Source organism: Nonomuraea angiospora (genome assembly GCF_014873145.1).
In the GTDB taxonomy this organism is placed as follows: domain Bacteria; phylum Actinomycetota; class Actinomycetes; order Streptosporangiales; family Streptosporangiaceae; genus Nonomuraea; species Nonomuraea angiospora.
Genome location: NZ_JADBEK010000001.1, coordinates 2706262 through 2731242 on the forward strand (window position 1 = coordinate 2706262; position 24981 = coordinate 2731242).

Sequence of the window (24981 nt, forward strand, 5' to 3'; positions counted from 1 at the left end):
GACATAATACAGTTGACCTATAACGTTCGAGGAAGGAAGCGCCATGCCTGAACAGCCAAGGGTGCGCACCACGGAAGGCCTGGTGCAGGGGCGCCGGCGGCAGGGGCACGCGGTGTTCCGCGGCATCCCCTACGCCCAGCCCCCGGTGGGAGCGCTCCGCTTCGCCGCACCCGCCCCGCCGCACCGTTGGGAGGGGACGAGGCAGGCGGTCGAGTTCGGCCCCGTGGTGCCGCTGTCCCTGCCGATCGACGTGCCCCCGCAGGGCACCGACTGGCTGACGCTCAACGTCGGCACTCCGGATCCCGGCGCGGCGGGACTGCCGGTGCTGGTGTGGATCCCCGTGGGCGGCTACCTCTCGGCGGCGTCGAGCGACCCGATGTTCGACCCGGCAGCGCTGGCCGAGGCGGGACTCGTCGTGGTGACCATCAACTGCCGCGTGGGCGCGGAGGGTTTCGCGTTCCTCGACGACGCGCCGCCCAACCGCGGATTCCTCGACCAGATCGCGGCGCTGGAGTGGGTGCAGCGCAACATCGCCGCCTTCGGAGGCGACCCCGGCCAGGTCACCGTGGCCGGGGTGTCTGCCGGGGCAGGGTCGGTCGCCGCCCTCCTGACGATGAAGCCGGCGCGCGGCCTGTTCCGGCGGGCCATCGCCCATTCGGTGCCGGGGCTGCACAGCACCCCCGCGCTGGCACGGCAGGTCACCGCCGCGTTCGCGGACCGGCTCGGCGCGGCGGCCCCCACCGCCGCGGCCTTGCGCGACATCGACCCCTGGCGCCTGGCCGCAGAGCTCACCTCCTTCAACGCCGGCCTCCATGCACACCGGGAGAGCTGGGGACCTCTCACGGAGACCGGCACTGCCCTGTGCCCCGTCGTCGACGGCGAGGTCCTCCCGGAAACGCCCTGGACCGCGCTGAGCGGCGCGCGCGCGAGCGGGACCGAGCTGCTCGTCGGCCACACCCGGGACGAGTTCAGGCTGTTCAGCGTCATGAGCGGGCGGCAGGGCACCTTCACCGAGCAGGACGCCCGTACAGCCCTGGAACTGCTCGCCCCCCAGCCGCACGGCGCGCAGGCCTACCGTGCCGCGTTTGCGCAGGCCAGCCCGGAGGAGCTGGTGGAGACGGTGTACTCCGACGCCCTCTTCCGCATGCCGTCACACAAGCTGGCCGAGGCGAACGCCGCAGCCGGCGGCACCTCGTACCTGTTCGAACTGTGCTGGACCGCCCCGGTCCTCGGCGGCGCCCTGGGCGCCTGCCACAGCCTCGACATCCCCCTGGCGTTCGGCACGCTGGACAGCCCCGTCGGCGCGCAGCTCATCGGCGACAAGCCCACCCCCGACGCCATCGCGCTCTCCCACGAGCTCCAGCAAACATGGATCCACTTCGTCACCACCGGCGACGCGGGATGGCCCGCCTACCGGCCCGACCAGCAGCTCACCCGCGTCCTGGACGCCGAGTCGGAGACTCTGCCCTACCCCGAACAGGCCTCCCGCCGGATCTGGGAAGGCCACTCCCCCGCCCCTTTCGATCTCTCGCAGGACGGAGACACTGCAGGGTGAACCCCAGCCGGTTGTGCGCTCCGCGTCGCTCGGCGATCGACGCCCGGCCGTCACCACTCCCGGGTAGCGCCCTTGCATCCCCTCCGGCGCGCCGGCCGCCGTCGTCGTGAAGGCAGCGGAGGTGACGATGGCCGCAGCCGCCGCGGCGGCCACGCGAGCCGCCATCAGGAACCAGTAGCCAGGAGCCACAGCCGCTGCGACATTGGCCAGCACGAAGACCAGCAGCCCGGCGACCATCACGGTCCGTTTGGGGAAGCGTTCGAAGACGACCGCGAGCGTCGGCGCGCCGATCGCATAGACGACCGCGAACACGGTCACCGTCCGGGGCGAGAGCCTGGCGGGCACGCCCATCGCCCTCTGGTTCTGGGCGTCATGGTGCGCGGCCGTGCGAGTGGATGAAAACGCACCGGCCGGGTGTTACAGCGTCCTGAACGTGAGTTGGCCGATCAAGGGATGGATGCCATGCCTCTTGCAGGTGAGTACGAACCCAGCCCGACGACGTGGGTGCGCGAGCAAGTGGAGCTGTACGAGAGCTCCGGCGGCACCGAGGGCACGACCCTGATGGATACGGGGATGCCCGTCATATTGCTGACCACCCTGGGTGCCAAGAGCGGCAAGATCCGCAAGACGCCGCTGATGCGCGTGGAGCACGAAGGCCGATACGCCGTGGTCGCCTCGCAGGGCGGGGCTCCCCAGCACCCCGTCTGGTACTTCAACATCAAGGCCCACCCTCTTGTGGAACTTCAGGACGGCCCTGCCAAGCAGGACATGAAGGCCCGTGAGGTGACCGGCGCCGAGAAGGCCGAGTGGTGGGAGCGTGCGGTGGCGGCGTATCCGCCGTACGCCGACTACCAGAAGAAGACGGACCGGGAGATCCCCGTGTTCGTGCTGGAGCCGCTGGACAGCGACTGACCGCGCGGAAGCCCTGCTCCACGGGACGTACGGGGTCCGCGCCCGCCGGGCGTCTGTGCGTCCCGTTGTGCTTCTCTCTTGCCTCCTGGTACGGACGGGTCGGTGACGTCGAGGAGGCCGAGCAGCCGCTGCTCGGCCCGACGCTCCTGCCGGAGATCGAGCGCAGGCTCGCCCACGTGAGAAGTCGGGCAACGCGGCGGTGTACGGACCGGACATCGACCGGCCGGCGCTCGCGCGCCTCGTCCTCGCGAGCGACAACACGTCACGCGACTGGACGCCACCACCACCGGCCGCAGAACGCTGACACGATTCATGGAACTCTCATCCCATCACCATGCGGTTCCAAGACCCCTCCACGACCCTGGTGCCGTAAGGAGGGGGAGTCATGACCGTGGTACCGGAAGTGATCATTGGGCCATCACCCGTCACAGGCCTGCGGGAGTCGGTGAAGGCGTTCGTGGCCGATTGGGGTGAGCAGGCGAGGATTCCGGTGGAGGTGTGGGCCCTGCCGGAGGGTGCGGTTCCCCACGAAGCGGCCGTCCTCGCCTTCGCGGTCCTGGTCGACGCGTTCTCGGCCGTCGAGCAGGCCACGTACGTCTCCATGGCGCTGACCGCGGGGGTCACCTTGAGGCTGACCGTCTGCGACGACGGGCCGGGGTCCGGCTCGCACGAGGTCATCGACCGGAGCGAGCTTCACGCCCGGGCCGCCGCGTTGGGAGGGCGGTACGACATCGCCTCATCGGTCGGCAACGGGACGACCGTCACGCTGGAGCTGCCGCTGTGACCCTCCGCCCTCATGTTGCGGGTGAGCGGGTCAGACCGGAGGCGGTGACGGTCGCCGGCGGATCTGCGGGTGCTCGGCGCCTTGCCAACCAGCCGCTCACGGGAGATACGTAGAAGAGATCCGTATGTCCATGGAGGTAACGTGCCGGTGATCCCCGGACCGCCCGTACGAGGTGACGGCGGGCTGCATGACATCGCTACCGCGGGCGGCCTGCACGCCTACCAACTGCAGCTGCACGCCGAATACGGGCCGGTCGTACGTTTCGAGCTGCCCGGCACGGACTCAGCGGTCTCCATCGCGGACCCGGTGCTGCTCGAGGCCACGGCCGGGGTCAACAAACGGCCGGACGAGCTGTTCGAGTTCCTGGCCCCGCTGTGCGAGGCCGGCAACCTGCAGACCCTGCCCGCGGACGAGCACACGCCATGGCGCCGCGCGGTCCTGTCCGTACTGGCCGGTCGCCGCTCCCACGAGGCCCACTTCCCCGGCTTGACCGCGCTCGCCGGCGGGCTGGCGGACCGGTGGGCGGAACAGGCCGGCGAGGGACCGGTCGAGTTGCAGAAGGACCTGAGCGCGCTGTCGCTCCGGATGATCTGCCAGTACGCCCTCGGCAACGGCGTCCACGACCCGGACAAGGTCGTGACGGCCTTCGAGGTCGTGCTCACGGAGTACCTGGGCCGTCAGTACCAGCCGGCCGACCCGGGAACCGAGGAACAGAGACGCAAGCGTGCCCAGGAAGCCCTGACCTACCTGCGCGCAACCGTGAACGACGTGCTCGCCTCGGCCCGGCAGGACGGCAACGCCCTGGCCGCGGCGCTGGTCGCGGCGGGAATGAGCCCGGCCCGGGTGCGGGACACCGTATTGATGATCATGCTTGCCGCCCACCACACGACCGGCGTGGCGGTCTCGTGGACCCTCTACCTGCTCTCCCGGCACCCCGCCGAGGCCGAGCGGGTGACGGCGGAGATCGACGAGGTCCTGTCCGATCGGGTCGCACCCGAGTACGCCGACCTCAAACGGCTGCCCCGTCTTCAGATGGCGCTCAAGGAATCGATGCGCCTGTATCCGCCGGGTCCGTACGGGGCTCGCGAGACCACCGAGGATCTCGTCCTGGCCGGCTACGAGATCCCCACCGGGACGACCATCTTCTATCCGTTCTGGGCCGTCCACCTGAACCCACGGTACTGGCCCGATCCCGAGACGTTCGACCCTGGCCGTTTCACCCCCGACCAGGTCGCCGGCCGACCTCGCTACGCCTACATCCCGTTCGGCCTCGGGCCGCGCAGCTGCGAAGGCGCGAGCCTGGCCATGGTCGAGGCCGAACTGGTGCTGGCGATCCTCCTGAGGAGGTTCCGCTTCCAGCCGGCCTCCGGACACGACGTCGTCCCCGTCGAACGGTTCGTGCTGTGGGCCGCGGACGGGATCCGCATGAACCTGACGCCACGGCCGACAACCCGGTGACGACCCAGGCTCCCCGCCGAGCCGTACGACCTGCGTCGACGCCGGCGCGGCCGCGGCCAGGCGGCTGCTGACCGCGCACGGCCTGAACGGCTTCTTCGCCGAGCGGTCCGCCGGGCCGGGGATCGTCGAGCTGGTCGCCAAGGGCGGGGCCATCGAGGGCGCGGCGCGCACGGAGCGCTGCTGTTCAGCCGGGACTCGGCCGGCGACGCCGAGCTGATGGACACCTACGCGGCGCTGCTGATCTCGTCCTACAACGGCTCGGCGGGCCGCTTCGTCCCGGTGCGGCCGGACGACGCGGTGCTGAGGCCGTTCGCCGAGATCCGCCGGCCGACCGACCTGCGCCGCGGCTACGACGCGGAGGTGGCCGAGCTCGCCGCCGCCCTCACTCAGAAGCGGTAGCGGTCAGGCGGCGGCGGGCTCCCACCTCTCAGAGGCGGTCGAGGATCTCCCGCAGCTGGGCGACCTCGGCCTGCTGGGCGGTCTCGATGGTCTTGGCCAGCTCCTTGGCCTCGGCGTTGGAGCCCTGCGCCTGCTCGGTACGCGCCATCTCGATCGCGCCGTTGTGATGGGCGATCATCAGCTCGGCGAACTGCCGGTCGAACGCGCCGCCCTTGGCCGCCTCCAGCTTCTTCATGTCGTCCTCGGACATCATGCCGGGCATGTCATGACCCATCCCGTGGTCCATGCCTTCGGACGGCATCGGCTTGCCCCAGGCCGTGAGCCAGCCCTTCATGGTCTGGATCTCCGGGTCCTGAGCGGCCTTGATCTTCGCGGCCAGCTCCTTGACCTCCTTGTCGGCGGCCCGGGTCCCGGCCAGGTCGGCCATCTCGACCGCCTGCTGGTGGTGCGGGATCATCATCTGCGCGAACATCACGTCCGCGTCGTTGAACGCCGCCGCGGGCGAGGCGCTCGCCGTCGTCGCGGCGGGTGCGCTGCTGGACATGCCGGCCATGTCCGGCCCCGTCGAGCCGCTGCCGGCGCCACCGCAGCCGGCGACCAGCGCGAGCACGGCTCCGGCCGCCGCGGTGGCAGCCGGGATCCTCATATTCGTGAACATGGTGTTTTCCTTCGGTGATGGAGGTACGCAGGCCGTCATCGCGGACCGGCTTTTCAGCCCATCCGCCGATATTTCGGCCTATATGCGCATCACCGAGAGCACCGCGGGGCCCGGCGCCAGGCGGCGCGGGGGCGCTCTGGCCGCCGTACGCGCCGGGGACCCCCAGCCGCCCATCCCCGCATGCCGGCAGAGTGCGGCGGCCCAGGCGACCGCGAGCAGCAGCGCGATGACCGAGGTGAGCACGGCCAGGCACACGTCGCTCGGGTCGAACCCGGCCGCGTCCCGCGAGCAGATCGCGGCCTCGCTCCGGTCCGTCCCGAAAGACCCCACGGGAGAGGCGTGAACGTGCGAGCCTTGAGCGACGGCGCCACCATGATGAGAGGCGAGGTGCCCGAGCGTGTGCATGCCGGCCACGCCGAACGCGATCAGCAGAGGCAGCAGCCAGGGAAGGCCGGGCAGGAGCGACCGCCGCGCCACGCGCTCCCTCCTCACCCCTGTCGGCCTTAGTATCCGCGCCAGGATAGCCAGCGGCATCACTGCTCACCCGGTCAACAGAACAACTACGACTCATAGTAATAGATGTGCCGGGACCATGAGCCTCCCGTTGAACGCCGCAGGCGCGGCGCGCGTATCTCCTCTTGGACCGGCGCAACCACCCCCTGGCGCAGGTGGCGCCCGCCGTTCCGGATCTTCAATGCCGCAAACAGGCCAGACAGCCCTTTCACTTCTGTACTATTTCGCCCCAGGTTCTGGAGATTTACGAGGAGGCGTCGTAGTGGCCCTGCCGACAAGGCTTGGACGAACAGCGGCGGCCGCGGCCCTGTCCATGGTCGCGCTGGCCGTCACTCCCGGCGCCGCCGTGGCCGAGCCGTCGCCGGCCAAGGCCAGGGCCAAGCTCGTGAAGCTGAACGAGCAGGCCGACCAGGTGGTCGAGCGGTACAACCAGGCCACGGAGGCCCACAAGAAGGCCAAGAAGAAGTACGAGACCCTCAACACCGAGCTCCGCCTCAAGGACGCCCAAGCCGGCGCCCTGCGCGACGACCTCGTCCGGCTGGCCGTGAACGACTACCAGTTCGGCCCGCTCAGGGGGTGGGAGCGGTTCGCCGGCCAGGCCGACCCCCAGGCGATCCTCAACAGCATGGCCTCCTTCCAGGAGATGACCGAGTCCCGGGCGGCCAAGATCCGCGCCTACGAGGCGGCCACCAAGGAGCTGCGCGATCGGCGCAACGACGCCAAGACCACGCTGGCGGAGGCCGACGCCGCGCGGGACAAGGTGCGCGACGAGAAGTCCAAGATCGAGAAGCTGATCGCCGAGCAGACCAAGCTGCTGCGCAGGCTGAACGCCTTCAAGACCGGCGACCCCAACAGTGCCGGCATCAAGTACACGGGCCCGGCCTCCGGCAACGCGCGCGTGGCGCTGCAGTTCGCCTTCGCCCAGGTGGGCAAGCCGTACCGGTTCGGCGGCACCGGGCCGGGCTCCTACGACTGCTCCGGCCTGACCCAGGCCGCGTGGCGGCAGGCGGGGGTCGAGCTGCCCCGTACGACCTGGACCCAGTGGAGCTGGGGCTCCGCCCGCCGCGTCCCCCTGAACTCGCTGCAGCCCGGGGACCTGCTCTTCAGCAAGGGGCTGGGGCACATGGGCATGTACGCCGGCAACGGGAAGATGGTGCACGCGCCGCAGACCGGGGACGTCATCAAGGTCGTCGATCTGGACGACTACTGGCGCACCCGCCTGCTCGGCGCGGTCCGCCCCTGACCGGGGGCGCGCGCTACGCGGCCCTCCCCTGACCGGAGATGCGCTACGCGGCCCTGCCCTACCGGGCAGGCTCGGCGCGGCCGTCCCCTGACCGCTCTACGTGGTCCGGCTCTGGCCGGGGGATGGTCTACGTGGCCCGGTGAGCCCGGCCGAGGAGGTGCGCGAGGGCGGGGACGGGCGGCTGAGGCGCGAAGGCGAACCGCTCGACCTCGTCCACGACGAAGCCCGCCCGCCGGATCGCGGCGAGCGTGTCGCGGTTGGGGCTGCACCCTCCGGCCATGCGCCGCCACAGCGGGGTGATCGCGTGCTGGAGCAGGCCGATCGCCGGGTTGGACGAGCGTACGTGCTCGTAGAAGCGCAGCTTCCCGCCCGGCCTGAGCACCCGGACGATCTCGGCCAGCGCCGCCGGCGGCGAGGGCACGCTGCACAGCACGAGCGAGACCACCGCGGCGTCGAAGACCTGGTCCTCGCCCGGCAGAGCCTCGGCGTGCCCGGCCACGACCCGCACGGGCACGGGTGCCGAGGCGGCCTCGGCCTCGGCGAAACGGCGCAGGGTGTCCTCCGGTTCGACCGCGACGACTTCGCTGACCGTCTTGGGATAGTGGGCGAAGTTGCGGCCGTTGCCGGCGCCGATCTCGATCACCCGACCCTCCAGCCCGTCGAGAAGCCGCTTCCGGTGCTCCCAGCCGCCACGCAGGTCCGCGGCGGCGGAGGTCTCGATGTACACGCGGGCCATGCGGGGATGCTGAAATCCGGACAGGTCAGTCACGACGATCACCTCTGTTAGCGGGCTACCGTCTTCCAGACTGGCTCATGACAGACGAAAACGGCCCACGACGGCTCGCGGCCGGGGTCGCACGACCGCTCGGGGTCCGGAGGCGTGCGACCGCCTCACGGCTGAGCGATGGCCTGCGGGCGCGCCCAAGCAGGACCGCGGCTGTGCGGCGGGCGGCTCGGCATGATCGTGCTCGACCAGCGCGGGTCTCGGCGGTCCCGGGCTGCTTGGCGCGACCGCGCTCAACCGGCGCAGGTCCCGATCGTCCCGGTCGGCGGTCGGCTCGGCGTGACCACGCTCAACCGACGTCGGCCCCGACCGTCGCGATCAGCGGTGGCTCGGCGTGATCGCCTTCAACCAGCGCTGGCCCCGGCCATCGCGATCGGCGGGCGGCTCGGCATGAGCGCGCTCTACCGACGCCGGCCCCGACCCGCCCGGGGTCGGCGTGCGTGCCGTCGCCTGTGCGACGTCCGGGCGGCGGCACGCACGGGCCGTCATTTCTCGCAACGCACGGGATAGGTGGTCTGCGCCGTCGGTTTGTTGTGGTTCAGGACCTCGATCTTGACCGTGCCGTCGGTCCTGGTGGGCCGGCTCCAGCTGAACGCCTGGATGCCGAGAACCCCACCCTCCGGGATCGTGTGGGTGAAGGTCTGCCCGGCCTGGCCGTCGATGACCCAGTGGTAGCTGACCTCCGTACCCGGCGGCGCCTTGAACTCGCCGAAGGCCGTCAGGTACGGATCGGCGACGCAGTCGCCGTAGTAACCGACCGACTCGATCTCGGTGATCTGCACCGTGCCCGGCGACGGGTCGGGCTGCGTGCAGGTCCAGGTGTAGGGCTCCTGCTTGGCGGGCTTGTTGTGGTTCAGGATCTCCAGGCGGACCACGCCGGAGCCGCTGGACCTGGTGTTGCTGTACCAGAAGTCGCCGATCCTGCTCCGTACACCGGGCTTGAGCGTGGCGGTCCTGAGCGTGCCCGGCTTGCCGTCGACGACCAGGCGGTACTTGACGTCCGCCTCGCGGTCCGTCACGACCATGGCGTCCGCCCGCAGGCTGAACGAGCCGTCGCACTGGCCGGTGAAGTGGGAGGTCAGCATGTACTCGACGGTCAGCTTGGCGTCGCCGCCCTCCTCGACGCAGGTGAAGGAGAACACGCGCTCGACCGGCTCGGCGGGGCCGCCCTCGACCGCGAGGCCGAGCGTGTGGGTGCCGTTCCGGCCGGAGTCGAGGCTCCAGGTGGCGGACACGTCACGGGTGCGGGGCTGGTCGCCGGCGGGGAAGTCGACGCTCTGCGGCGTCCACTTGACGCCGTCGAGGATCCACCAGTACGTGACCTTCCGCGCCGGGCCGGCCGGGAGCGAGATGCGGCCGGTGGCCTGGTACGAGACGGGCTCCAGGCAGCTGCCCTCGTAGTCGCCGGGGGTGACGTCGGCGATCCGCGGCACCGGCTTCTGCGCGGGCGGCTCCGACGGCGGAGGGCTCGTAGGCGGAGGCGTCGTGGGCGGCGGCGTCGTAGGCGGAGGGGACGTAGGCGGAGGCGTCGTGGGCGGCGGCGTCGTAGGCGGAGGGGACGTAGGCGGAGGCGTCGTGGGTGTGCTGGAGCAGGTCACCTGGTAGGTGGCACGTCCGGAGTCGCGGCCGCCGGCGTTGAGGATGCGGATGGCCTTCCAGCCGCCGGTGGAGCTGCCCACGGACAGCGGCAGCGTCACCTGACGGGTACGGGGCCCGCCCGCCGCGAAGTACAGCGACTCGGGCCGCCCCTCCCCCGCACTGCCGTCGATCCACTGGTAGTCGACCTTGGCGGGCGTGCGCGACACCTGGACGGTGCCCGTGAACAGCACCGTCGCGGGGCAGGCGCCGCGGTAGGTCGCCGGGCTAGCCGCGACGCCGGCCGCGGCGGCCAGCGGCCTGCCGGGATCGGCGGGCAGCGGATGGGCGCCGTCCCACACCACGACGGGGCCCGCGCACGCGACGCTGAAGCGGCCCTTGGCCGACAGCCCCTTCCTGCCGAGGATCTCCACGGCCTGCCAGCCGGCAGTGGTCCGCTCGAACGTCTGGCGGTCGGTCACGACCACCTTGCGCGTGCCGTTGACGCGGAAGCTCTTGATGGCGCCCTTGCTGCCGTCACCGCGTACCCAGCGGTAACGCACGGTTCCCCGGCCCTTGGCCGCGACCACGGCGGAGAACCCGACCGTGGTGGGGCAGGCGCCGGACTGCTTGGCGGGGCTCGCCTTGACCTTGGCCACAGCCGTCTTCACCGCGGGCCGGACCGTCTTGGCCCCGGGCGCGGCAGTCCTGACCGCAGGCGCGGCAGTCCTGACCGCAGGCGCGGTGGTTTTGACGGCGGGGGCGGCGAGCGCCGGAGGGGCGGCCAGCAGGCTGCTGAGCAGCGCGGCACCCAGCAGCAACGCTGTCCTTCTCATCGGGGGTCCCTTTCTTTCCACAGAAGAGGGACCATGCTTTCCGGCCCGGCTTGGGGATCACTTGGACCTCTCTTGTAACAACCGTCAAGGGATCGGCCAGAATGTTCCAGTACGGCGGTATCGGTCGGATGAGGGGGCGTGTGGACGAGAGCGTGTCGTTAGCCCAGCTAGCCCATCGGCTGGAGGAGGTGGTCAGCGAGCTGCGCGGCATCCCCGTCGACGTCGAACGGGTGGAGGACGACGAGCGGGTCCGGAAGCAGATCGCGGACGCCGTCCGCACGGCCGGCGAGCTGCGCGCCATGCACCCGGTGGGCTCGACGGAACGCGGCCGCGAGGAGCAGAAGAGCCGGCTGCGCGTGCTCGACGCACTGCGGCGCGGCATGACGATGCGCACGATCGTCCACTCGAGCGTCCTGGACCACCCCCGCAGGGCGGCCCGGCTCAGGGAGCTGCACGCCGCCGGCGACCTGCACCGGGTCATCGACGAGCCGATCCAGCAACTGCTCGTCTTCGACCGCGCGGTGGCGTTCGTCCGGATCACGCCCGTCCCGCACTCGCCGGGGGCTCTGGTGATCAGGCAGCAGAGCCTGATCGCCACCCTCGTCGAGCTGTTCGAGCGGACCTGGGCCAAGGCCAGGGAGGTCACCGAGCCCACGCACCGGCTGACCCAGCGGGAGCGCGAGGTGCTCGCGCTGATCGCCGAGGGGCGCTCCAACAGCGCCGTCGCCCGCGCCCTGTCGATCACCGAGGCGGCCGTCGGCAAGCACGTGGCCAGCGTGTTCACCAAGCTCGAACTGCCCGCGACCGCCGACGACAACCGGCGGGTGCTGGCCGTGCTCGCCTACCTGCGCGGCGCGGCGGGGTAGGGCCAGGACTACCCCGTTCTCGCCCCAGCCCCCCTGCGGACGGGATCCGGCTCGCACTTGAATGAACGTCATGCAACGTATGACTGGATTGTTGGTCGGCGCGGTCTTCGGCGCGGTTTTCGTCGTCGTCAACGCGCAGAGCCCGCTGAACACCTTGACCGTGAACGTCCTGCGGGCGGCCGCCTGCCTGGCGGCGGCGAGCGTGGTCGCCATGTGGTTCGTCGCGGCCCGGAGGGAGCACACCGCCGGGGGGCCGCGACCGAACATGTTCGGCCGCGGTTACTTGATCGTCGTCGCCGCCGAGGCGCTCCTGCTCTTCGGCGGCCTCCGGGTGCTGGCCGCCTGGGGGCTTCCCGCGCAGGCCAACGTGGCCTGGGTCGCGTTCGTGGTCGGCGTGCACTTCATCGCCCTGGCGCCGATCTGGAAGGACCGGGGCATCGCCGTACCCGGTGCGGTTCTCACCCTGCTCGGCGTCGCCGGCCTGATCCTGGCCCCGACGGGCGCGGTCGCCTGGGTGCCGCTCGTCAGCGGCGTGCTGTCCGGGGTGGCGCTCCTGACCGGCGCCGTCGCGTTCGGCTGGCGCGGCGTGACGGCGCGCACGGCCTAGCCCGCGCAAAGCCGCGCGCCGTAGGCCGCGCTCGGCGGCTACCTGCCCGAACGGGCCGCCGACCTCGACGACCTCAAGCCGGCGCTGCAGCGCCTCCTGACATGCCCCAGCCGCCGGGCCGGCAGCCATTGAGCGGGGCAACGAAGCCCCGGCGGACGCCCTTCCCCCGCGGCCGACATGCCGGTGAAATCAGGAGCATGATGACTGCCGACATCTCTCCCCACGATCTGGACGACGCTTCTGACGCGGATCTCCGAGGTCAGTACGACCTGGCGGTCGCCGCGTTCGCGGTGGACCGGCCCGACGCGCCGAAGCCTGACTACGACACGTTCGTGGGCCGGTTACGTGCCATTCCGCCCGGCGTGAGCAGGCAGTGGTGCTGGGTGGCGCGCCGGCGAGGTCGCATGGCGGGTATCGCGATCACGCAGTTGTCGGGGCCGGAGAACGACAACAGCGTTGTCGTCGACGTTCGCGTCCTTCCTGAGCTGCGCCGGCAGGGGATCGGGACGGCGCTGCTCCGCCGAGCGCTCGGCGAATCGCCGGTCGGAGACCGTGAACTCGTCGTTGGACGAGGTGTGACCGCCGGTGGCGACGGCGAGCAGTGGATCCGCGCGCGGGGGTTCACCGTCGTGCAACGGGTGGCCCTGCAGGTGCTCACGGTGAGTGAGGCGGACCCGGCACTCTGGGAGGTCCCCGTGCCTCCCGGTCACCGTCTGGAGCGATGGACGGGAGCCGCTCCCGACGCCCTCGTGGAGTCCTACGCGCGAGCCCGCGGGGCCATCGGCGACGCCCCTACCGGCGACTCCAGCTACCGTCATCCGCACTGGTCCGTACCCGGTGTGCGGCAGGCCGAGCAGGACGCGCGCCGGCGCGGCGTCGAACACCGGACCGTCGTGGTCGTGCACGAGGCGAGCGACGCCGTGGTCGGCCTGACAGAGCTGGAGATCTTCCCCGGCATGCCGGGCACGGCCGTCCAGCAGGACACGGCCGTGATGCCCGGGCACCGGGGACGCGGGCTGGGCCGCACCGTGAAAGCCGCCATGATGCGCCGGCTGCTGGCCGAGCGACCGGGGATCGCCGTGGTGGTCACGAACGTGGACGCGAGCAACGATCACATGACGCGCGTCAACCATCAACTGGGATATGTCACGACACGTATCATGCTCACCGCCGAGGCCGCTCTCGGCGCGCTCGAATCCCGGCTTGGCGCACCTGAAGGGCAACACGACCTTCCGTGACTCAAGCATCCGATTCTGTCGGTCCCGTACGCCATGATCAGTCACCCGACCCACGATGAGGAGCGCCATGGGTGACGAAAGGGGATGGTCCGGGATCGGCTGGGATTCCTGGACGGAGCTTGAGCTGATCCGTGCACGGCTCGACGCCGGCGCCGACCCGAATACCCACGTGGATTACCTCGGGACCCCGCTGCACGCAGCGGCCGAGCGGGGCTCACCCGAGGTGGTCGCCGAGTTGGCCGGACGCGCCGACGACGTCGACACCGCGTTCAAAGGCCGCACCGCGCTGTGGGCGGCCGTCTTCGCCAACCGCCCCCGCAACGTCCAGGCCCTCGTCTCCGCCGGGGCCGACCCGTGGCGTCCCATGATGAACGGCTGGTCACCGGGCCGTCTCGCCCAGGCCGGGCCCACCCCCGGCCTCTTACCGCCACCCTCGCCGGGGCTCGGCCTGTCCGAAGCCGAGGCGACCGCCGTGGCCGAGGCCGGACGCCTGATCGCCGCGCTCGGCAGCCTCCACTACGAGGGCCTGAGCCTGGCCTGCGTGGCCGGCATCACCGCAGCGGAGGCGGTCCGGCGGCTCGAAGCCACCCCCGCCGACGAGGACGACCTCGGACTCGTCGAGGACGACCCGTGGTCCGACTTCGACCGCAGCATCACCATCGTCGGCATCACCGACGTGCCCGGCGGCTGCGTCATCTCCCAACCGTGGGGCTACGGCGCCTCCACCCCCGGCGTCATGAAGCGCGTCTCGACCGGCACCGTCTGCTACGCCATGTACGCCAACCCCAAGAGCGGCAACCAGGGATGCGTCACCCGCGACGGCGACTTCACCGCCTGGGACACCCACCCGGGCGGCGGCTCCGTCGCCTCCGACGAACCCTCCGACGAGATCCTCGCCACCTACCTCTACCACGGCCACGCCCTGGCCTACTGCTGTGCCGGCGCGGGCCTCCGCCTCACCGACCCCCGCCCGATCATCGGCCCGCCCGACACGTGGCTCCGCCTCCCCGACCGCGACTACTGGTCCTGACGCGTCGCGGGGCCGAACGAAGCGGTGCCGGCCCCGACGCGACATGGTGTGAAGATCAGCTGACGTGCCTGGCCAGGTGCCGGTGGCGGGACTTGGCCTGGAAGCCGGGGGCGGTGCGGCCGGCGGCGGCCCGGAGGGGGCACGCGCGACCCTGGCACGGCGGTGGCCATCGGCGAGGTGACGGGGCTGCCGGAGCGTCATGGTTGCAGGTAGGGCTGGAAGACGCCCTCGGGGTCCCATCGCGCCCGCACCGCCTGCAGGCGCTCCCACGTGTCGGGCGTGAACGACCGCCGGCTTCGGGACGGAGCGGCCGGCAGATCGGCCTCCGCGATGTAATGCCCGGCCGCCGACGGCATGACCTTGCCCATCGCCTCGCGCAACCAGCGGATGTTGACCTGGTCGTGCGCCGGCGCCTGCCAGATCGCGTAACCGACGACGTAGCTCCTGCCCAGCGCCGAGAAGGCCATATCGGGCATCGCGGCTCCGCAGGGCGGCGCGGGAGTGATGTTCGCCAGCACGAGTGACTTGCCGGACGGAGCCTTGGCGACGTCGTCCGCGAGCAGCGGCAGCAGCGCGCCGAGGTCCTCCGTCGACCAGAGGGTGTCGGCCGCGACGCGGTGGCGCTCCGGCCAGAGCCCGTCGGAGCCCTCGAACAGGGCGTCGAAGGTGGCCGGCTGCTCCGCCGAGCGGGCCAGGGCGCGCCCGGCGAGGGGGCACGCCCGGAACGCCTCAAGAGATCGGGCCGCCTCGTCCGCGGAGTCCGCGAAACAGGTGGCCGTGACGACGATCGCCTTCGTCCCGGGCTCCTGCGGCGCCGTGCCGAGCGTGATGCTGAGCTCGACCGCCGGGGGGAGCGACGCCGCGACCTCGACGGCCCAGGACGTCACGTCCGCCACGTCCGTGAGCGGGAAGACGTAGGAGCCGGTGGTGATCGCCGCCGGGAGCCGGCGCAAACGCAGCCGGAACCGGGTGACGACCGCGAAGAACCCAGGCCCGGCTCCGCGCGCCGCCCAGAAGAGGTCGGCGTTCTCGTCCTCGCTGCACCGGACCACCTCGCCGGCCGCCGTCACGGCTTCGATCTCCGCGACGCTCAGGCAGGCCGGCCCCCACACTCCGGGGTTCCAGCCGAGCCCGCCGCTCAGCAGGTAGCCGCCGAGCGCGACGGAGCCGCAGTGCCCCACGGGGAAGGCCAGCCCGTGCTCGGCGAGCGCGGCGGCGAGATCGCGGCCTCTGACGGCGGGCTGCGCGCTCGCCGTGGCCGAGGCGGTGTCGACGGCGGACGCGTCGAGCCGGGAGAGGTCGATGAGCATGCCTCCGTCGCGCACCGAGGCGCCCACCCAGTTGTGGCCACCCGCCCGCACGGCGAGCCGCATGCCGGCCGAGCGGGCGAACCTGACGGCCGTCTGGACGTCCCGCTCGGAGGCGACCTGGACGATCACGTCGGGGAACCGCTCCGGCTTGAGCCCGTTCCACACCGCGGCCGCCCTGAGGGCCTCGTAGCCGGCCTCGCCTCGCCTGACGAGCAGTCCCTCGAGGTCTCGGCCCAGCTCCATGTCGGACATCCTAAAGGTGGTCGCGCGCCACGGCCGCTAACGGGTGATCACGGCGAAGACGGCGATGGACAGCGCGTAGCACAGCACGATCACGAGCGCTCCGGCGGCGCCGGCGAGGAACGAGCGGGGCACATCGGGGCGCAGCCAGGCCGCGAAGGCCCTGTTGACGAGCGGCATCAGGACCCAGGTGAGGATGGCGACGCTCAGCACGTTGCCGATGAACAGGACGAGGTAGAGGGGCAGGCCCGCGCCGCTCAGCACCCGGCTCACCGTCAGGTTCAGCGCCATCACGGTCGGATAGAGGGCCAGCAGCACGCACATGGCCTGCTTCCAGTTGGGCGGGACGCCCTCGCCGGCGGCTCCGCCGCCGAACCGGAACCAGCCGCCGAACGCCGACTTGACGGTGCGCACGTCGAAGTCGACGACGCAGTCGCGGCCTTCGTCCAGGAGCTTTCTGCGGGTGTCGGACGCGAGCCAGTTCTCGAGGTGTTCGCGGGTGTCGAACCGGGTCATGACCACCCAGTGCGGCTGTATGCCCGGCACGGGCGCGAACGCCTCGAATCCGAGGAAGCCGGGAAACCTCTCCTCCGCCCTGTGGAGTCTGTCCTGCCAGCGCGTGAAGTCGCCCTCGCGGCCCGGCCGCACGTTGTGGGAGATCACCGCCGTGACCGCTTCGCTGCCGGGCGTCCTTCCCGCGAGGACCTCCAGCGCCGGCGGCTCCTCCAGCAGCGGCCGGACCTCGTCGAGCAGAACCCTGCGCGACTCCGAATTCAGCCACCCGGTCAGCCGGGCGATATCCGAGAAACGAAAAACAGACACCCAGGAGGGCTGCTCGCCGGGAATCGGCGGATAAGCCTCCGCCCCCTCGAAACCAGCGAATGAGCGCATGCTCTCATTTATTTCCTGCTGCCAGCGGCGATATTCTTCCTCGCGGCCTTCACGAACCTTTGACGAAATGACCACGGTCACGCCGCGATCCGAGGCCCCACGGTTCGAACCAGGCTTCACCTGGGCAAGTATAGTCCACGACGGCTCGGAGAAGCATGGCGGCAATGACTTTGGGCAGGGCAGTCGAGGGGGACGAAATTTCAGCCGCAATTTACCTGCCGGAGGTTATGAGATGGGACCCAAGGAATTCATGGCCGAAGCCGTGCGACTCGCCACGGAGTCCGTCGTGAACGGCTGGGGCGGCCCGTTCGGCGCGGTCATCACCAAGGACGGGGAGATTCTCGCCCGCGGCCAGAACCGCGTCCTGCTCACCGGCGACCCGACCGCGCACGGCGAGATCGAGGCCATCCGCAAGGCCATCCAGATCCTGAACCCGGAGGCGCCCACCGTTACGGAGGACCGCCTGAACGCCTCGACGCTCGAACTCGTGCCGCGCCCGGAAGGATCGCCCGACCTCCTGCCCGAGCGGGCCCGGATGCTCATGGGATACTCCCTCTACTCGAGCGGGGCTCCGTGCCCGATGTGCATGAGCGCCATCTACTGGTCGCGGATCGACTCGGTCCACTTCAGCTCCGACCTCGAAGCGACCAGGAAGATCGGTTTCGACGACGGCTTCCAGTACGAGGACTTCCAGCGGCCCCTCGACCAGCGCAAGATCCGGATCGAGCAGATCTATCCTGAGCTCGGCGCCCAGGCGTACGCCGCCTGGGCGAACAAGCCGAACCACCACCCGTACTGATCCGCCGGACGCCTGGGCGGGGTCGTTCAGGAGTGCGAGCGCGGCGGTGGCGCGGGCGAGCTTCATGCCCGGCGCCCCGCGCAGTAGCCCGCTCGTCAGGCCCCTGGGCAGGAGAGCCGATGCGTGGCCCCCGCACCCCAGACGAGCGCCGGCGCGCCGAGCGTGCCGCAGCCGGCCCGGCTAGCGCTGGCAGCGCCCGTAGTCGACCACGAACGTCCCGCCGCCCGCCGCGCCCGCGCCGGCCGGGTCCGCCGCCCCCGCCGCCGCGCCGATGCCCACGTCGGTCAGCGTCGGGCTCAGGACGATCTGGCGGTGGCCGTACGTGCTGACGTACACCCACCAATGGACGGCGGCCCGGGGCGTGCCCGACCCGCCCCAGCCGGTGTAGGTGGTCTCGGCGTAGGCCCAGGAGATCGGGTTCGGGCAGTAGCCCGCGCCCGTTATCCGGCTGTACGGCGTCGAACCGGTCTGCGGGTTGGTGTGCGAGTCCGCGCCCGGCCGCCACCACTTCAGGGTCGCGGCGGCGCCGGCGTGCGCGGCCGCCGCGGCGTCGAGTTGGCTGTTGCGGGTGAGCGGCGCCAGCCCGGCGCTGGCGCGCTCGGCGTCGATGAGGCAGTGCACCGCCTGCCGCACCATCGTGAGGTTGGCGCTGGTGGGAGCCTGGTCGTAATACGCTGACGCGGCAGCGCAGTTCGGCGCGGCAGTGGCCGGGGCGCTCTCCACGGCGCTCAGCGCCGTCAGGCCGAGGGCGGCGGCGCCGAGCAGGCGGACGGTGCGCGACCGGACGGCGGGGAGCTGGGGCCGCCGCCGGATGGATGGTGACAGATCGCTCATGACAGGACTCCCTTCGTTGAGCCTCCAGTGAACGGCGGATCCCGGGCGGGCGCCTGAGTAGGCCCTACTCAGATGTCCGCGGGCCGAAGCCCGCCGGAGCGAGGTCGGCCGGCCCGCTCGACAGGGCCGCAGGCCGCGATCACGCCTCCGTTCGCGCACGGCCGTTCTCCCGGATTTCGAGTCGCCGGAAACACCGGAAACGTGCTACCTCTCAGGGGGTGCCCGACAAAGGTGATCTTCATATCGGGGCGTCGCAGGACCACGGCGACGCCATCACCGCGGTCGCGGTCTCCCCGGACGGACGGATCGGGGCGACCGGCGCGCGCTCCGGCGAGATCCGGCTGTGGGATCTGCGCCATGGCCTGCTGACCGCCTATCTGGGAGGGCTGCAGGCCGGACCTGTGGACAGCGCCGCGTTCATCGGCGACGCCAGGCAGCCCAAGTTGCTGACCACGGGCCCGTCAGCCTCGCTGTGGACGGTGACGACTGAGGCCCTGGAATGGCGACAGCTCCCCTGGGACGGCGGGCGGCTCCTCACCCCCTCAGACCGGGAGGCGGTGCTCAGGCAGTGCGGAGACCTTCGTTGGTTGGGCGTCTTCGGCTCGAGCAAGCAGCATGATCCGGCGGCCCTGGGACGCACCGGCTCCGGACTGATCGTCGTGAGCGATGGCAGAGGACCGATCGAGGCCTGGCGACGTCCCCCCGAGGAAAAACCGTACGCCGATGCCGAGGTCGTGTGGGCCTTCGGCGACAAAGGTGACGCGGCGGATCAGCGGCTGATGCGCTGTTGCGACCTATGGCGGCTCGTGGTGTCCCCGCGGCGCGGCCGGGTGGTCGTTCTCGACGCGGAGACCGGGGCGGTCGTGACCGCGTTCGTCCCGCCCGCCCGGCCGACGGCGATCGCGGCGCATCCGGACCGGCCGCTGGTGGTGCTCGGCGGGCGGGACGGTTCGCTGTCGTGGTGGGATGCCCGCTCGGGGCACTGTCTCGGACGTGTTCAGGCGCATGGCGGACGCGTCCGCGGGTTGGCGCTCGCCACCGGCACCGACCTGGTGATGTCGGTTTCCCAGGACGGCACGGCCGCGCTGTGGCGGCTGCACGGCCGTGGTCCCGTCGGCCGCTTCGCGCCGCCCACGACCTCCGGCCCCCGGGAGCTGACCCAGGTGGCCGGTACGCCGGACGGGCGGTGCTGGCTGATCGGCGGGCGCGGCGGCCAGGTCCACGTTCTCCACTGGTCCGGCCATGCCGGGCTCGTGCCGCAACGCGTCGGTCACCCCTCCCGGGTGATGGGCGGCGGTGACGTGGAGACCCTGCTCGACGACGTCCGCCACCACTGGGACGACGGCCCGGCGAGCGTGGCCGCGGTCCGTGAGCTGGCCTCGGACGACCTCGACGCGGCCTGGCAAGAGATGGCGGTGGACGCGCTGTGGGACCTGATCGTGAACGGTGCCGACCGAACGGCCCGGGAGTCCGCGGTGATCGCGCTGGCGGAGATCGACCAGGGCAAGGCGACCACCGCCCTCTACCAGATGTTCCGCCGTCACGACGGGCACGGTTCCGCCGGGCGATTACTGGCGTACTTCACCGGCGAGGACGAGCCAACGACGGAGGAGCTCATCGCGAGCTTGCCCGAGCTCGGCAACTTCCTCGGTGCGCTCACCTCGGCCGCCTTGGGGGAACGGGGCGCTGCCGCCGTCCCGGCGGTGCACGCGGCGCTCCGCGCGTTTCCCTTTCCGGCACGAGAGGACGCCGAGCACTGGTTCCGCGACGAGTCGGCCAAGTACCGGCTGATGTACGCCCTCAGGCAGGCCGGTGCCGCCGCGGCGCCCGCGACGCCGACCCTGCTGGCCGTGCTGGAGGATGACGAGATCTACCGGGACACCCGGCACCAGGCGGAGGTGACCCTGCAGGCGATCGGCCTCCCGGAGACGGCCGACACGATCGCCGCCGAGATCCGGCGGCGGGCAGACCTCGGCCACGACGGCGAGGACGAGGAGACGGAAGGCTTCAGCCTCCTGCTCGATGTGCTGCTGGGCATGCCACCCTCGGCTCTGGCGGCCTCCCGCGAGCTCGGACCGGCGCTGGAGGCGGTGCGGCGTCGCTTCGGTGGCGGCGTCAGCACGTACGAGGAGAACGGCGAACTCGTACAGGTCTACGAGATACGTCTTGCCGACTGCATCGACGAGAAGATCACAAGGTGAGCGGTCCGAAGATCGGGTTCTCTGGAGATTTGACAACACTCGATCACTGCAGCACCCTTTCCCTATTCGAATAGAGAAAGGGTGCTGCGATGATCGAGTTCCATCTCGACCGCGGCTCGGGCGTGTCGACCTACCTCCAGCTCGTCCACCAGGTCAAGCAGGCTCTCAGGCTCGGCACGCTGCGGCCGGGTGACCAACTGCCCACCGCCCGCGAGGTGGTCGAGAGCCTGGCCATCAACCCCAACACCGTGCTCAAGGCCTACCGCGAGCTGGAGCGGGACGGGCTGGTCGAAGGGCGGCCGGGCATGGGGACATTCGTGCTGCAGAGCGTCACGGGTTCGACGCTCGTCGCCCACACACGATTGCGGCGCGACCTGGAGAGGTGGGTACGCGAGGCACGCGAGGCCGGGCTCGACCAGGAGGACCTGAGGGCACTGTTCACCGTTGTCCTCGCGGACTCCCACAAGGACAGCCCCGGGAAGGGCGCGAAGGAAGGAGCGGCGTGAGGCCGGCGCTGAGGACGGACGGGCTGGGCGTGCGGTACCGCCGCTCCTGGGCGTTGCGTGACTGCTCGTTGTCCATCCCGGCCGGGCGCGTGGCCGCGCTCGTGGGACCGAACGGCGCGGGCAAGACCACGCTCATGCACGCCGCCGTCGGCCTGCTCAAACCCACGTGCGGCAGCGTCGAGGTGCACGGGGAGGTGGCGTTCGTGGCCCAGGACAGGCCGCTGACCGAGAGGTTCACCGCCGCCGAGATGCTCGCCTTCGGCCGCCGGGTGAACTCTCGATTCGACGACGGCGCCGCCCGTGACCGGCTCGACCGGCTGGGCGTGCCGCTGGATCGCAAGGTGGGTGTCCTGTCGGGCGGCCAGCGGGCGCAGGTGGCGATCACGCTGGCGATGGCCCGGCGGCCCGACCTTCTCGTGCTGGACGAGCCGCTGGCCAACCTCGACCCCCTCGCCAGGCACGATGTGATGCGCTCGATCATGGCGGAGGTGGCCGAGCGGGAGCTGACCGTGCTGCTGTCCTCGCACGTGGTCGCCGACATCGAGGAGACCTGTGACTGGCTGGTCATGCTGAACGACGGGCAGGTGCAGGTGAGCGGCGACATCGAGGAGTTACTGGCCGGCCATTACGTGCTCACCGGGTCCACCGAATCGGCCGGGACGATGGGAGCCGGGGCCGCGGTCGTGAGCGCGAGCCGTGCCGGGAGGCAGGCCGAGCTCCTCGTCAGGGGCGAGCCCGCGCCCGACCCGCGCGCGCAGGCGCGGCGGGCCGGGCTGGCCGATCTCGTCATGGGATATCTGCGCAGCCCCGAGTCGACGGCGCTGCCCGGCCCGGAGCACGTGATCCGGCGGTAGCCGGCGGAACGCGGCCAGCCGTGGTGAGCGCGTCAGGTCTTTTCGAGGACGTGCACCTGGGGGAGATCGCGGTGGCGATGGTGGGCTTGGGCGATCGCAGCGAGGTTGTCGCGTCCCAGGGCACGGTAGGCCATGGTGAGCAGTTCGTTCGCCTGGTGCTCACGTTCTGGGTCTCCCGCACTGATCCAGTGCAGGTCACGGCCGAGGGCGAGAGCGTCGGCGGGGTGGCCGGCGGCGCAGCGGCGCCGCGCCTCGGCGACGCGGGCGTCCCGGACGGCCGGGTCGCCGGTCAGCTCCTGTTGCAGGGCTGCGCAGAAGCCGCCGTCGTCCCATGGTCTCTGCCGGTCGCGTTTGATCGCGGTGTCACCGTCGACGAGCGCGCCGCCGCCGTCCAGGGTCTCGATCCGATCCGGATCTCCGTGCTCGAGCAATTCTGGGGATTGCCCGTAGGCCTTGTGGTAGTCCTCGCCCTGTTCGTCGCGGTCGCCGGTCTCGAAGGTCATCAGGACCTCGCGCAGGAGCCGTAGCCGGCGCCGTCGTGCGGCCACCTCGGGGTCCGTGGGATCGGCCGGATCGTCATCCTGATCTCCGAGGTGGCGCCATCCCCATTCGAGCGTGCGCCGGACTGCCTCGAGAGGGGTGCCCGACGGGAGGCCCACGCCGCCACCGTCGTTGTTGTAGTAGGAGGCGACTCCGGTGCAGGTGCGGCCGTCGTCATACCAGAGCCCGAAATGCAGCCCGTCGGTGCCGCCGTGCATGAACGTGAGGAACTCGGGCGGGTCGCGGTAGTAGCGGCCGTGTACGCGCACATCGATGCCGGGCCGGGAGCCGCGGGCGGGATCGTCGAACAGGTCCATGATCCCGAACGGGCACAGTTCCAGGTCGTCGAGGGCCTGCTTTCCTGCCGGGCCCAGGGACAGCAGGAAGGCCCGGAAGCGGAAGATCGGGTCGGGCAGCTGGAATCCCCAGTCGCGGGCAAAACGTTCTTCGATCGCGGCGCGTTCGCGCTCCACCTGGGCCACAGCAGCCGACCTCGCCTGCTCGTCCTGTTCCTGTGGCCGGTTCGCCGCCTTCCACACCGCGTAGTCCCGCAGTTCGGCGGCGCAACGCGCGGCGGCCCGCCGGCGGCCGGCCCGTTCCCACGGCGTCGGTGGCGGATCGGGTTCGCCGAGTATCGTCGCCCGCAGCCGTTCTTCGGTAGTGGAGCGGTCGATGCCCGGGTACCGCGACCGGCGCTCTTCCCGGGCGGCCTTGGCCGGCAGCCAGCGGCCGGGGTCGGCCGCCACCCGCCTTCTCGCCTCACCGGCCGGCAGGAGAGCGATCTCCTGATCGAACGTCCGCAACGCCGCCGCCCTCTGCCGCCGCACATGGGCGTCAATCTCGGCACACGACGCGGTGTAGGCGTCCCACTCCTGAGCCAGATCCTCCTCGGGAAGATCGGCGCGCTCGAGAAAGAACTCGAACCTTTTCCCATATTCGAGATCGTCGTATTGCGCCGCTATCTGCTCCCGCAGCCCCGCGAGGACCTGCCCGTCGTCTTCCTCCTCGCTGTACCACAGCGCGGGTACGTCCTCGGGGTGCGCCACCTGGTGCCGGTGGAGATCGACCGTTGTCCGCCGACCGAAGATCGACACGCGCGCCGTCAAGCTCTGCCCGTCGGCGGAGACGAGCTCCGCGTCAAGGCCGGCGAACGGGCCATCGACAATCCTCACGAACTGACGCTCCACGGTGGGGCCCCCATCGGCACGGACGATCTCTGGGGCAGCATGATAGAGATCGCCACCGACATACGGACCCGGCTCCCGAGCTCATGCAGAGCGCCGATCTGGTCGTAACGCTCGTGCGACGATTGCGGCATGCCTTCCGAGACCGGTGCCCCTCTGTCCTATCAGGGGGTTCGCGCGTCGCTGTCGGCGTCCGGGCGCCGGACGGTCATGGTCGAGTACTTCACCATGGGCGATGAGGTCGCCCTGTTCCGCGTGGCGGCGGAGCTCGCGGAGCCCGAGGTCGTGCGGTTGCCGCTGGCCCAGGAAGAGCTGCGGCGTTTCGTGGTCACGACCTTCGGGCACGCGGGCGGCGTACGAGAGCTGGTCTCGATGGGACTGGAGGAGCTCTGGTACGCCCACGACCGGCTGATCGAGCCGCTGGGCCGGTGGAGCGAACCGGGCGACCTGGTGGTTCTCGTGCCCCATGGCCTGCTGCACTACCTCCCCCTGCACGCGCTGCGCGTGGACGGCGGCCATCTCATCGACAGGAATCCCGTCTGCTACGCGCCCAGCGCGTCCGTTCTGCACGCGGTCCGCGAACGTCACCGCACCCGGAGCGAACGCGGCTCGGCGGCGGTGTTCGGAGACCCGCGCGGTGATCTCCCGGACGCCCGGGCGGAGGTCGCCGCCGTGGCGGCCCGGCTCGGGGCCACCGCTCAGGTGGGTGAGCGGGTCACGCGGCAGGCGTTCGCCGAGGCGGTGTCACATGCCGACATCGTGCACTTCGCCGGGCACGCGCGCTTCGACGAGACGGACGCGCGAGCCTCCGGTCTCGAACTGGCCGGGGGCGAGATGCTGACCGCTCGCGACATAGGCGACATGTCGGCGTGGCTGGTGACCTTGAGCGGATGCGAGACCGGCGTCAACACCCGCCATCCCGGCGACGAGCTGGTCGGTCTCACCCGGGCGTTCCTCCTGGCCGGGGCGGCGAGTCTCGTGGTCAGCCGGTGGCGGGTGGCCGACGCCTCGACGGCCCACCTGATGCGGCGCTTCTACGAGCATCTGTCCCGGATGGACAAGGCGGACGCGTTACGCCAGGCCATCGTGGACACCAAGACGGACCCGCGCTGGACCTCCCCGCACCACTGGGCCCCCTTTACCCTCGTGGGCGCCTGGGGGTAG

General features: G+C 71.2%; 23 protein-coding genes and 1 pseudogene. 15 read left to right on the plus strand and 9 right to left on the minus strand.

Features of this window, described 5'->3' with window-relative positions; genetic code table 11:
* The first annotated feature begins 43 nt into the window (after window positions 1-43).
* Window positions 44-1555, plus strand: a complete 1512-nt coding sequence (locus H4W80_RS12385; RefSeq protein ID WP_192785230.1) for a carboxylesterase/lipase family protein — start codon at window positions 44-46, stop codon at window positions 1553-1555.
* Between the two features lie 54 nt (window positions 1556-1609).
* Here H4W80_RS12385 and H4W80_RS12390 read toward each other — a convergent pair.
* Window positions 1610-1906 (minus strand): annotated as a pseudogene (locus H4W80_RS12390) (MFS transporter); the annotation flags it as partial.
* A gap of 111 nt (window positions 1907-2017) precedes the next feature.
* Here H4W80_RS12390 and H4W80_RS12395 point away from each other — a divergent pair.
* The 4 genes from H4W80_RS12395 (at window position 2018) to H4W80_RS12410 (ending at window position 5108) form a co-directional block, all read left to right on the plus strand.
* Window positions 2018-2467 (plus strand): nitroreductase family deazaflavin-dependent oxidoreductase, encoded by a 450-nt coding sequence (locus tag H4W80_RS12395; RefSeq protein WP_192785231.1) that lies wholly within the window; start codon window positions 2018-2020, stop codon window positions 2465-2467.
* A 385-nt stretch (window positions 2468-2852) separates the two neighbouring features.
* Window positions 2853-3251: a sensor histidine kinase gene (locus H4W80_RS12400; RefSeq protein WP_192785232.1), complete on the plus strand. Its 399-nt coding sequence runs from the start codon at window positions 2853-2855 to the stop codon at window positions 3249-3251.
* A gap of 141 nt (window positions 3252-3392) precedes the next feature.
* Window positions 3393-4709: a cytochrome P450 gene (locus tag H4W80_RS12405; RefSeq protein ID WP_318786829.1), complete on the plus strand. Its 1317-nt coding sequence runs from the start codon at window positions 3393-3395 to the stop codon at window positions 4707-4709.
* Between the two features lie 216 nt (window positions 4710-4925).
* Entirely contained in the window at window positions 4926-5108 is a 183-nt protein-coding gene (locus H4W80_RS12410) for a hypothetical protein (RefSeq protein ID WP_192785233.1), read from the plus strand.
* 28 nt (window positions 5109-5136) lie between these two features.
* Here the strand turns inward: H4W80_RS12410 and H4W80_RS12415 are convergent, their stop codons facing one another.
* Together H4W80_RS12415 and H4W80_RS12420 are read right to left on the minus strand one after the other, a co-directional pair.
* Window positions 5137-5766, minus strand: a complete 630-nt coding sequence (locus tag H4W80_RS12415) for a DUF305 domain-containing protein (protein ID WP_225963388.1) — start codon at window positions 5764-5766, stop codon at window positions 5137-5139.
* A gap of 78 nt (window positions 5767-5844) precedes the next feature.
* On the minus strand, window positions 5845-6243 hold the full coding sequence (locus H4W80_RS12420) for a hypothetical protein (RefSeq protein WP_192785234.1): 399 nt from the start codon (window positions 6241-6243) through the stop codon (window positions 5845-5847).
* A 298-nt stretch (window positions 6244-6541) separates the two neighbouring features.
* Here H4W80_RS12420 and H4W80_RS12425 point away from each other — a divergent pair, with 298 nt between their 5' ends.
* Window positions 6542-7522 carry a C40 family peptidase gene (locus H4W80_RS12425; RefSeq protein WP_318786830.1) on the plus strand — a complete coding sequence of 327 codons (981 nt, stop codon included), beginning with the start codon at window positions 6542-6544 and terminating at the stop codon, window positions 7520-7522.
* A gap of 127 nt (window positions 7523-7649) precedes the next feature.
* Here H4W80_RS12425 and H4W80_RS12430 read toward each other — a convergent pair whose 3' ends face one another.
* Window positions 7650-8258, minus strand: coding sequence for a class I SAM-dependent methyltransferase (locus H4W80_RS12430; RefSeq protein ID WP_225963390.1), 609 nt, complete (start codon window positions 8256-8258; stop codon window positions 7650-7652).
* Between the two features lie 533 nt (window positions 8259-8791).
* Window positions 8792-10717 (minus strand): hypothetical protein, encoded by a 1926-nt coding sequence (locus tag H4W80_RS12435; RefSeq protein WP_192794441.1) that lies wholly within the window; start codon window positions 10715-10717, stop codon window positions 8792-8794.
* Window positions 10718-10845: 128 nt separating this feature from the next.
* Here H4W80_RS12435 and H4W80_RS60600 point away from each other — a divergent pair, with 128 nt between their 5' ends.
* From H4W80_RS60600 to H4W80_RS12455, 4 genes are all read left to right on the plus strand, one after another.
* On the plus strand, window positions 10846-11583 hold the full coding sequence (locus H4W80_RS60600; protein ID WP_225963391.1) for a helix-turn-helix transcriptional regulator: 738 nt from the start codon (window positions 10846-10848) through the stop codon (window positions 11581-11583).
* 79 nt (window positions 11584-11662) lie between these two features.
* Window positions 11663-12190, plus strand: a complete 528-nt coding sequence (locus H4W80_RS12445; protein WP_225963392.1) for a hypothetical protein — start codon at window positions 11663-11665, stop codon at window positions 12188-12190.
* 197 nt (window positions 12191-12387) lie between these two features.
* A complete protein-coding gene (locus H4W80_RS12450; RefSeq protein WP_192785237.1) occupies window positions 12388-13428 on the plus strand; it encodes a GNAT family N-acetyltransferase in 1041 nt (346 codons plus the stop codon).
* Between the two features lie 67 nt (window positions 13429-13495).
* Window positions 13496-14458: an ankyrin repeat domain-containing protein gene (locus H4W80_RS12455; RefSeq protein ID WP_225963393.1), complete on the plus strand. Its 963-nt coding sequence runs from the start codon at window positions 13496-13498 to the stop codon at window positions 14456-14458.
* Window positions 14459-14655: 197 nt separating this feature from the next.
* Here H4W80_RS12455 and H4W80_RS12460 read toward each other — a convergent pair whose 3' ends face one another.
* Window positions 14656-16011: an FAD-binding oxidoreductase gene (locus H4W80_RS12460; protein ID WP_225963394.1), complete on the minus strand. Its 1356-nt coding sequence runs from the start codon at window positions 16009-16011 to the stop codon at window positions 14656-14658.
* Window positions 16012-16047: 36 nt separating this feature from the next.
* On the minus strand, window positions 16048-17019 hold the full coding sequence (locus H4W80_RS12465) for an antibiotic biosynthesis monooxygenase (RefSeq protein ID WP_318786831.1): 972 nt from the start codon (window positions 17017-17019) through the stop codon (window positions 16048-16050).
* A 112-nt stretch (window positions 17020-17131) separates the two neighbouring features.
* On the opposite strand from H4W80_RS12465, the gene H4W80_RS12470 reads away from it, so the two are divergent.
* Window positions 17132-17698 carry a nucleoside deaminase gene (locus tag H4W80_RS12470; RefSeq protein ID WP_192785240.1) on the plus strand — a complete coding sequence of 189 codons (567 nt, stop codon included), beginning with the start codon at window positions 17132-17134 and terminating at the stop codon, window positions 17696-17698.
* 180 nt (window positions 17699-17878) lie between these two features.
* Here the strand turns inward: H4W80_RS12470 and H4W80_RS12475 are convergent, their stop codons facing one another.
* A complete protein-coding gene (locus H4W80_RS12475) occupies window positions 17879-18532 on the minus strand; it encodes a CAP domain-containing protein (RefSeq protein ID WP_192785241.1) in 654 nt (217 codons plus the stop codon).
* 218 nt (window positions 18533-18750) lie between these two features.
* Between H4W80_RS12475 and H4W80_RS12480 the strand changes: the two genes are divergently transcribed.
* From H4W80_RS12480 to H4W80_RS12490, 3 genes are all read left to right on the plus strand, one after another.
* Entirely contained in the window at window positions 18751-20733 is a 1983-nt protein-coding gene (locus tag H4W80_RS12480) for a hypothetical protein (RefSeq protein WP_192785242.1), read from the plus strand.
* 89 nt (window positions 20734-20822) lie between these two features.
* The gene (locus H4W80_RS12485; RefSeq protein WP_192785243.1) at window positions 20823-21239 is read left to right on the plus strand and encodes a GntR family transcriptional regulator; all 417 of its coding nucleotides are present in this window, start codon (window positions 20823-20825) and stop codon (window positions 21237-21239) included.
* Window positions 21236-22093 carry an ABC transporter ATP-binding protein gene (locus H4W80_RS12490; protein WP_192785244.1) on the plus strand — a complete coding sequence of 286 codons (858 nt, stop codon included), beginning with the start codon at window positions 21236-21238 and terminating at the stop codon, window positions 22091-22093. Before H4W80_RS12485 ends, H4W80_RS12490 begins: the two co-directional genes overlap by 4 nt.
* A 32-nt stretch (window positions 22094-22125) precedes the next feature.
* Here H4W80_RS12490 and nusG read toward each other — a convergent pair whose 3' ends face one another.
* A complete protein-coding gene (gene nusG / locus H4W80_RS12495) occupies window positions 22126-23820 on the minus strand; it encodes a transcription termination/antitermination protein NusG (RefSeq protein WP_192785245.1) in 1695 nt (564 codons plus the stop codon).
* 129 nt (window positions 23821-23949) lie between these two features.
* On the opposite strand from nusG, the gene H4W80_RS12500 reads away from it, so the two are divergent.
* Window positions 23950-24981: a CHAT domain-containing protein gene (locus tag H4W80_RS12500; protein WP_192785246.1), complete on the plus strand. Its 1032-nt coding sequence runs from the start codon at window positions 23950-23952 to the stop codon at window positions 24979-24981.

Coding starts and splice junctions, on each gene's coding strand:
- H4W80_RS12475 (WP_192785241.1), bottom strand. CDS start 18,532: ATGAGCGATCTGTCACCATCCATCCGGCGGCGGCCCCAGCTCCCCGCC.
- H4W80_RS12385 (WP_192785230.1), top strand. CDS start 44: ATGCCTGAACAGCCAAGGGTGCGCACCACGGAAGGCCTGGTGCAGGGG.
- H4W80_RS12400 (WP_192785232.1), top strand. CDS start 2,853: ATGACCGTGGTACCGGAAGTGATCATTGGGCCATCACCCGTCACAGGC.
- H4W80_RS12445 (WP_225963392.1), top strand. CDS start 11,663: ATGACTGGATTGTTGGTCGGCGCGGTCTTCGGCGCGGTTTTCGTCGTC.
- H4W80_RS12395 (WP_192785231.1), top strand. CDS start 2,018: ATGCCTCTTGCAGGTGAGTACGAACCCAGCCCGACGACGTGGGTGCGC.
- H4W80_RS12435 (WP_192794441.1), bottom strand. CDS start 10,717: ATGAGAAGGACAGCGTTGCTGCTGGGTGCCGCGCTGCTCAGCAGCCTG.
- H4W80_RS12470 (WP_192785240.1), top strand. CDS start 17,132: ATGGGACCCAAGGAATTCATGGCCGAAGCCGTGCGACTCGCCACGGAG.
- H4W80_RS12500 (WP_192785246.1), top strand. CDS start 23,950: ATGCCTTCCGAGACCGGTGCCCCTCTGTCCTATCAGGGGGTTCGCGCG.
- H4W80_RS12460 (WP_225963394.1), bottom strand. CDS start 16,011: ATGGAGCTGGGCCGAGACCTCGAGGGACTGCTCGTCAGGCGAGGCGAG.
- H4W80_RS12485 (WP_192785243.1), top strand. CDS start 20,823: ATGATCGAGTTCCATCTCGACCGCGGCTCGGGCGTGTCGACCTACCTC.
- H4W80_RS12430 (WP_225963390.1), bottom strand. CDS start 8,258: ATGGCCCGCGTGTACATCGAGACCTCCGCCGCCGCGGACCTGCGTGGC.
- H4W80_RS12450 (WP_192785237.1), top strand. CDS start 12,388: ATGATGACTGCCGACATCTCTCCCCACGATCTGGACGACGCTTCTGAC.
- H4W80_RS60600 (WP_225963391.1), top strand. CDS start 10,846: ATGAGGGGGCGTGTGGACGAGAGCGTGTCGTTAGCCCAGCTAGCCCAT.
- H4W80_RS12415 (WP_225963388.1), bottom strand. CDS start 5,766: ATGTTCACGAATATGAGGATCCCGGCTGCCACCGCGGCGGCCGGAGCC.
- H4W80_RS12455 (WP_225963393.1), top strand. CDS start 13,496: ATGGGTGACGAAAGGGGATGGTCCGGGATCGGCTGGGATTCCTGGACG.
- H4W80_RS12410 (WP_192785233.1), top strand. CDS start 4,926: ATGGACACCTACGCGGCGCTGCTGATCTCGTCCTACAACGGCTCGGCG.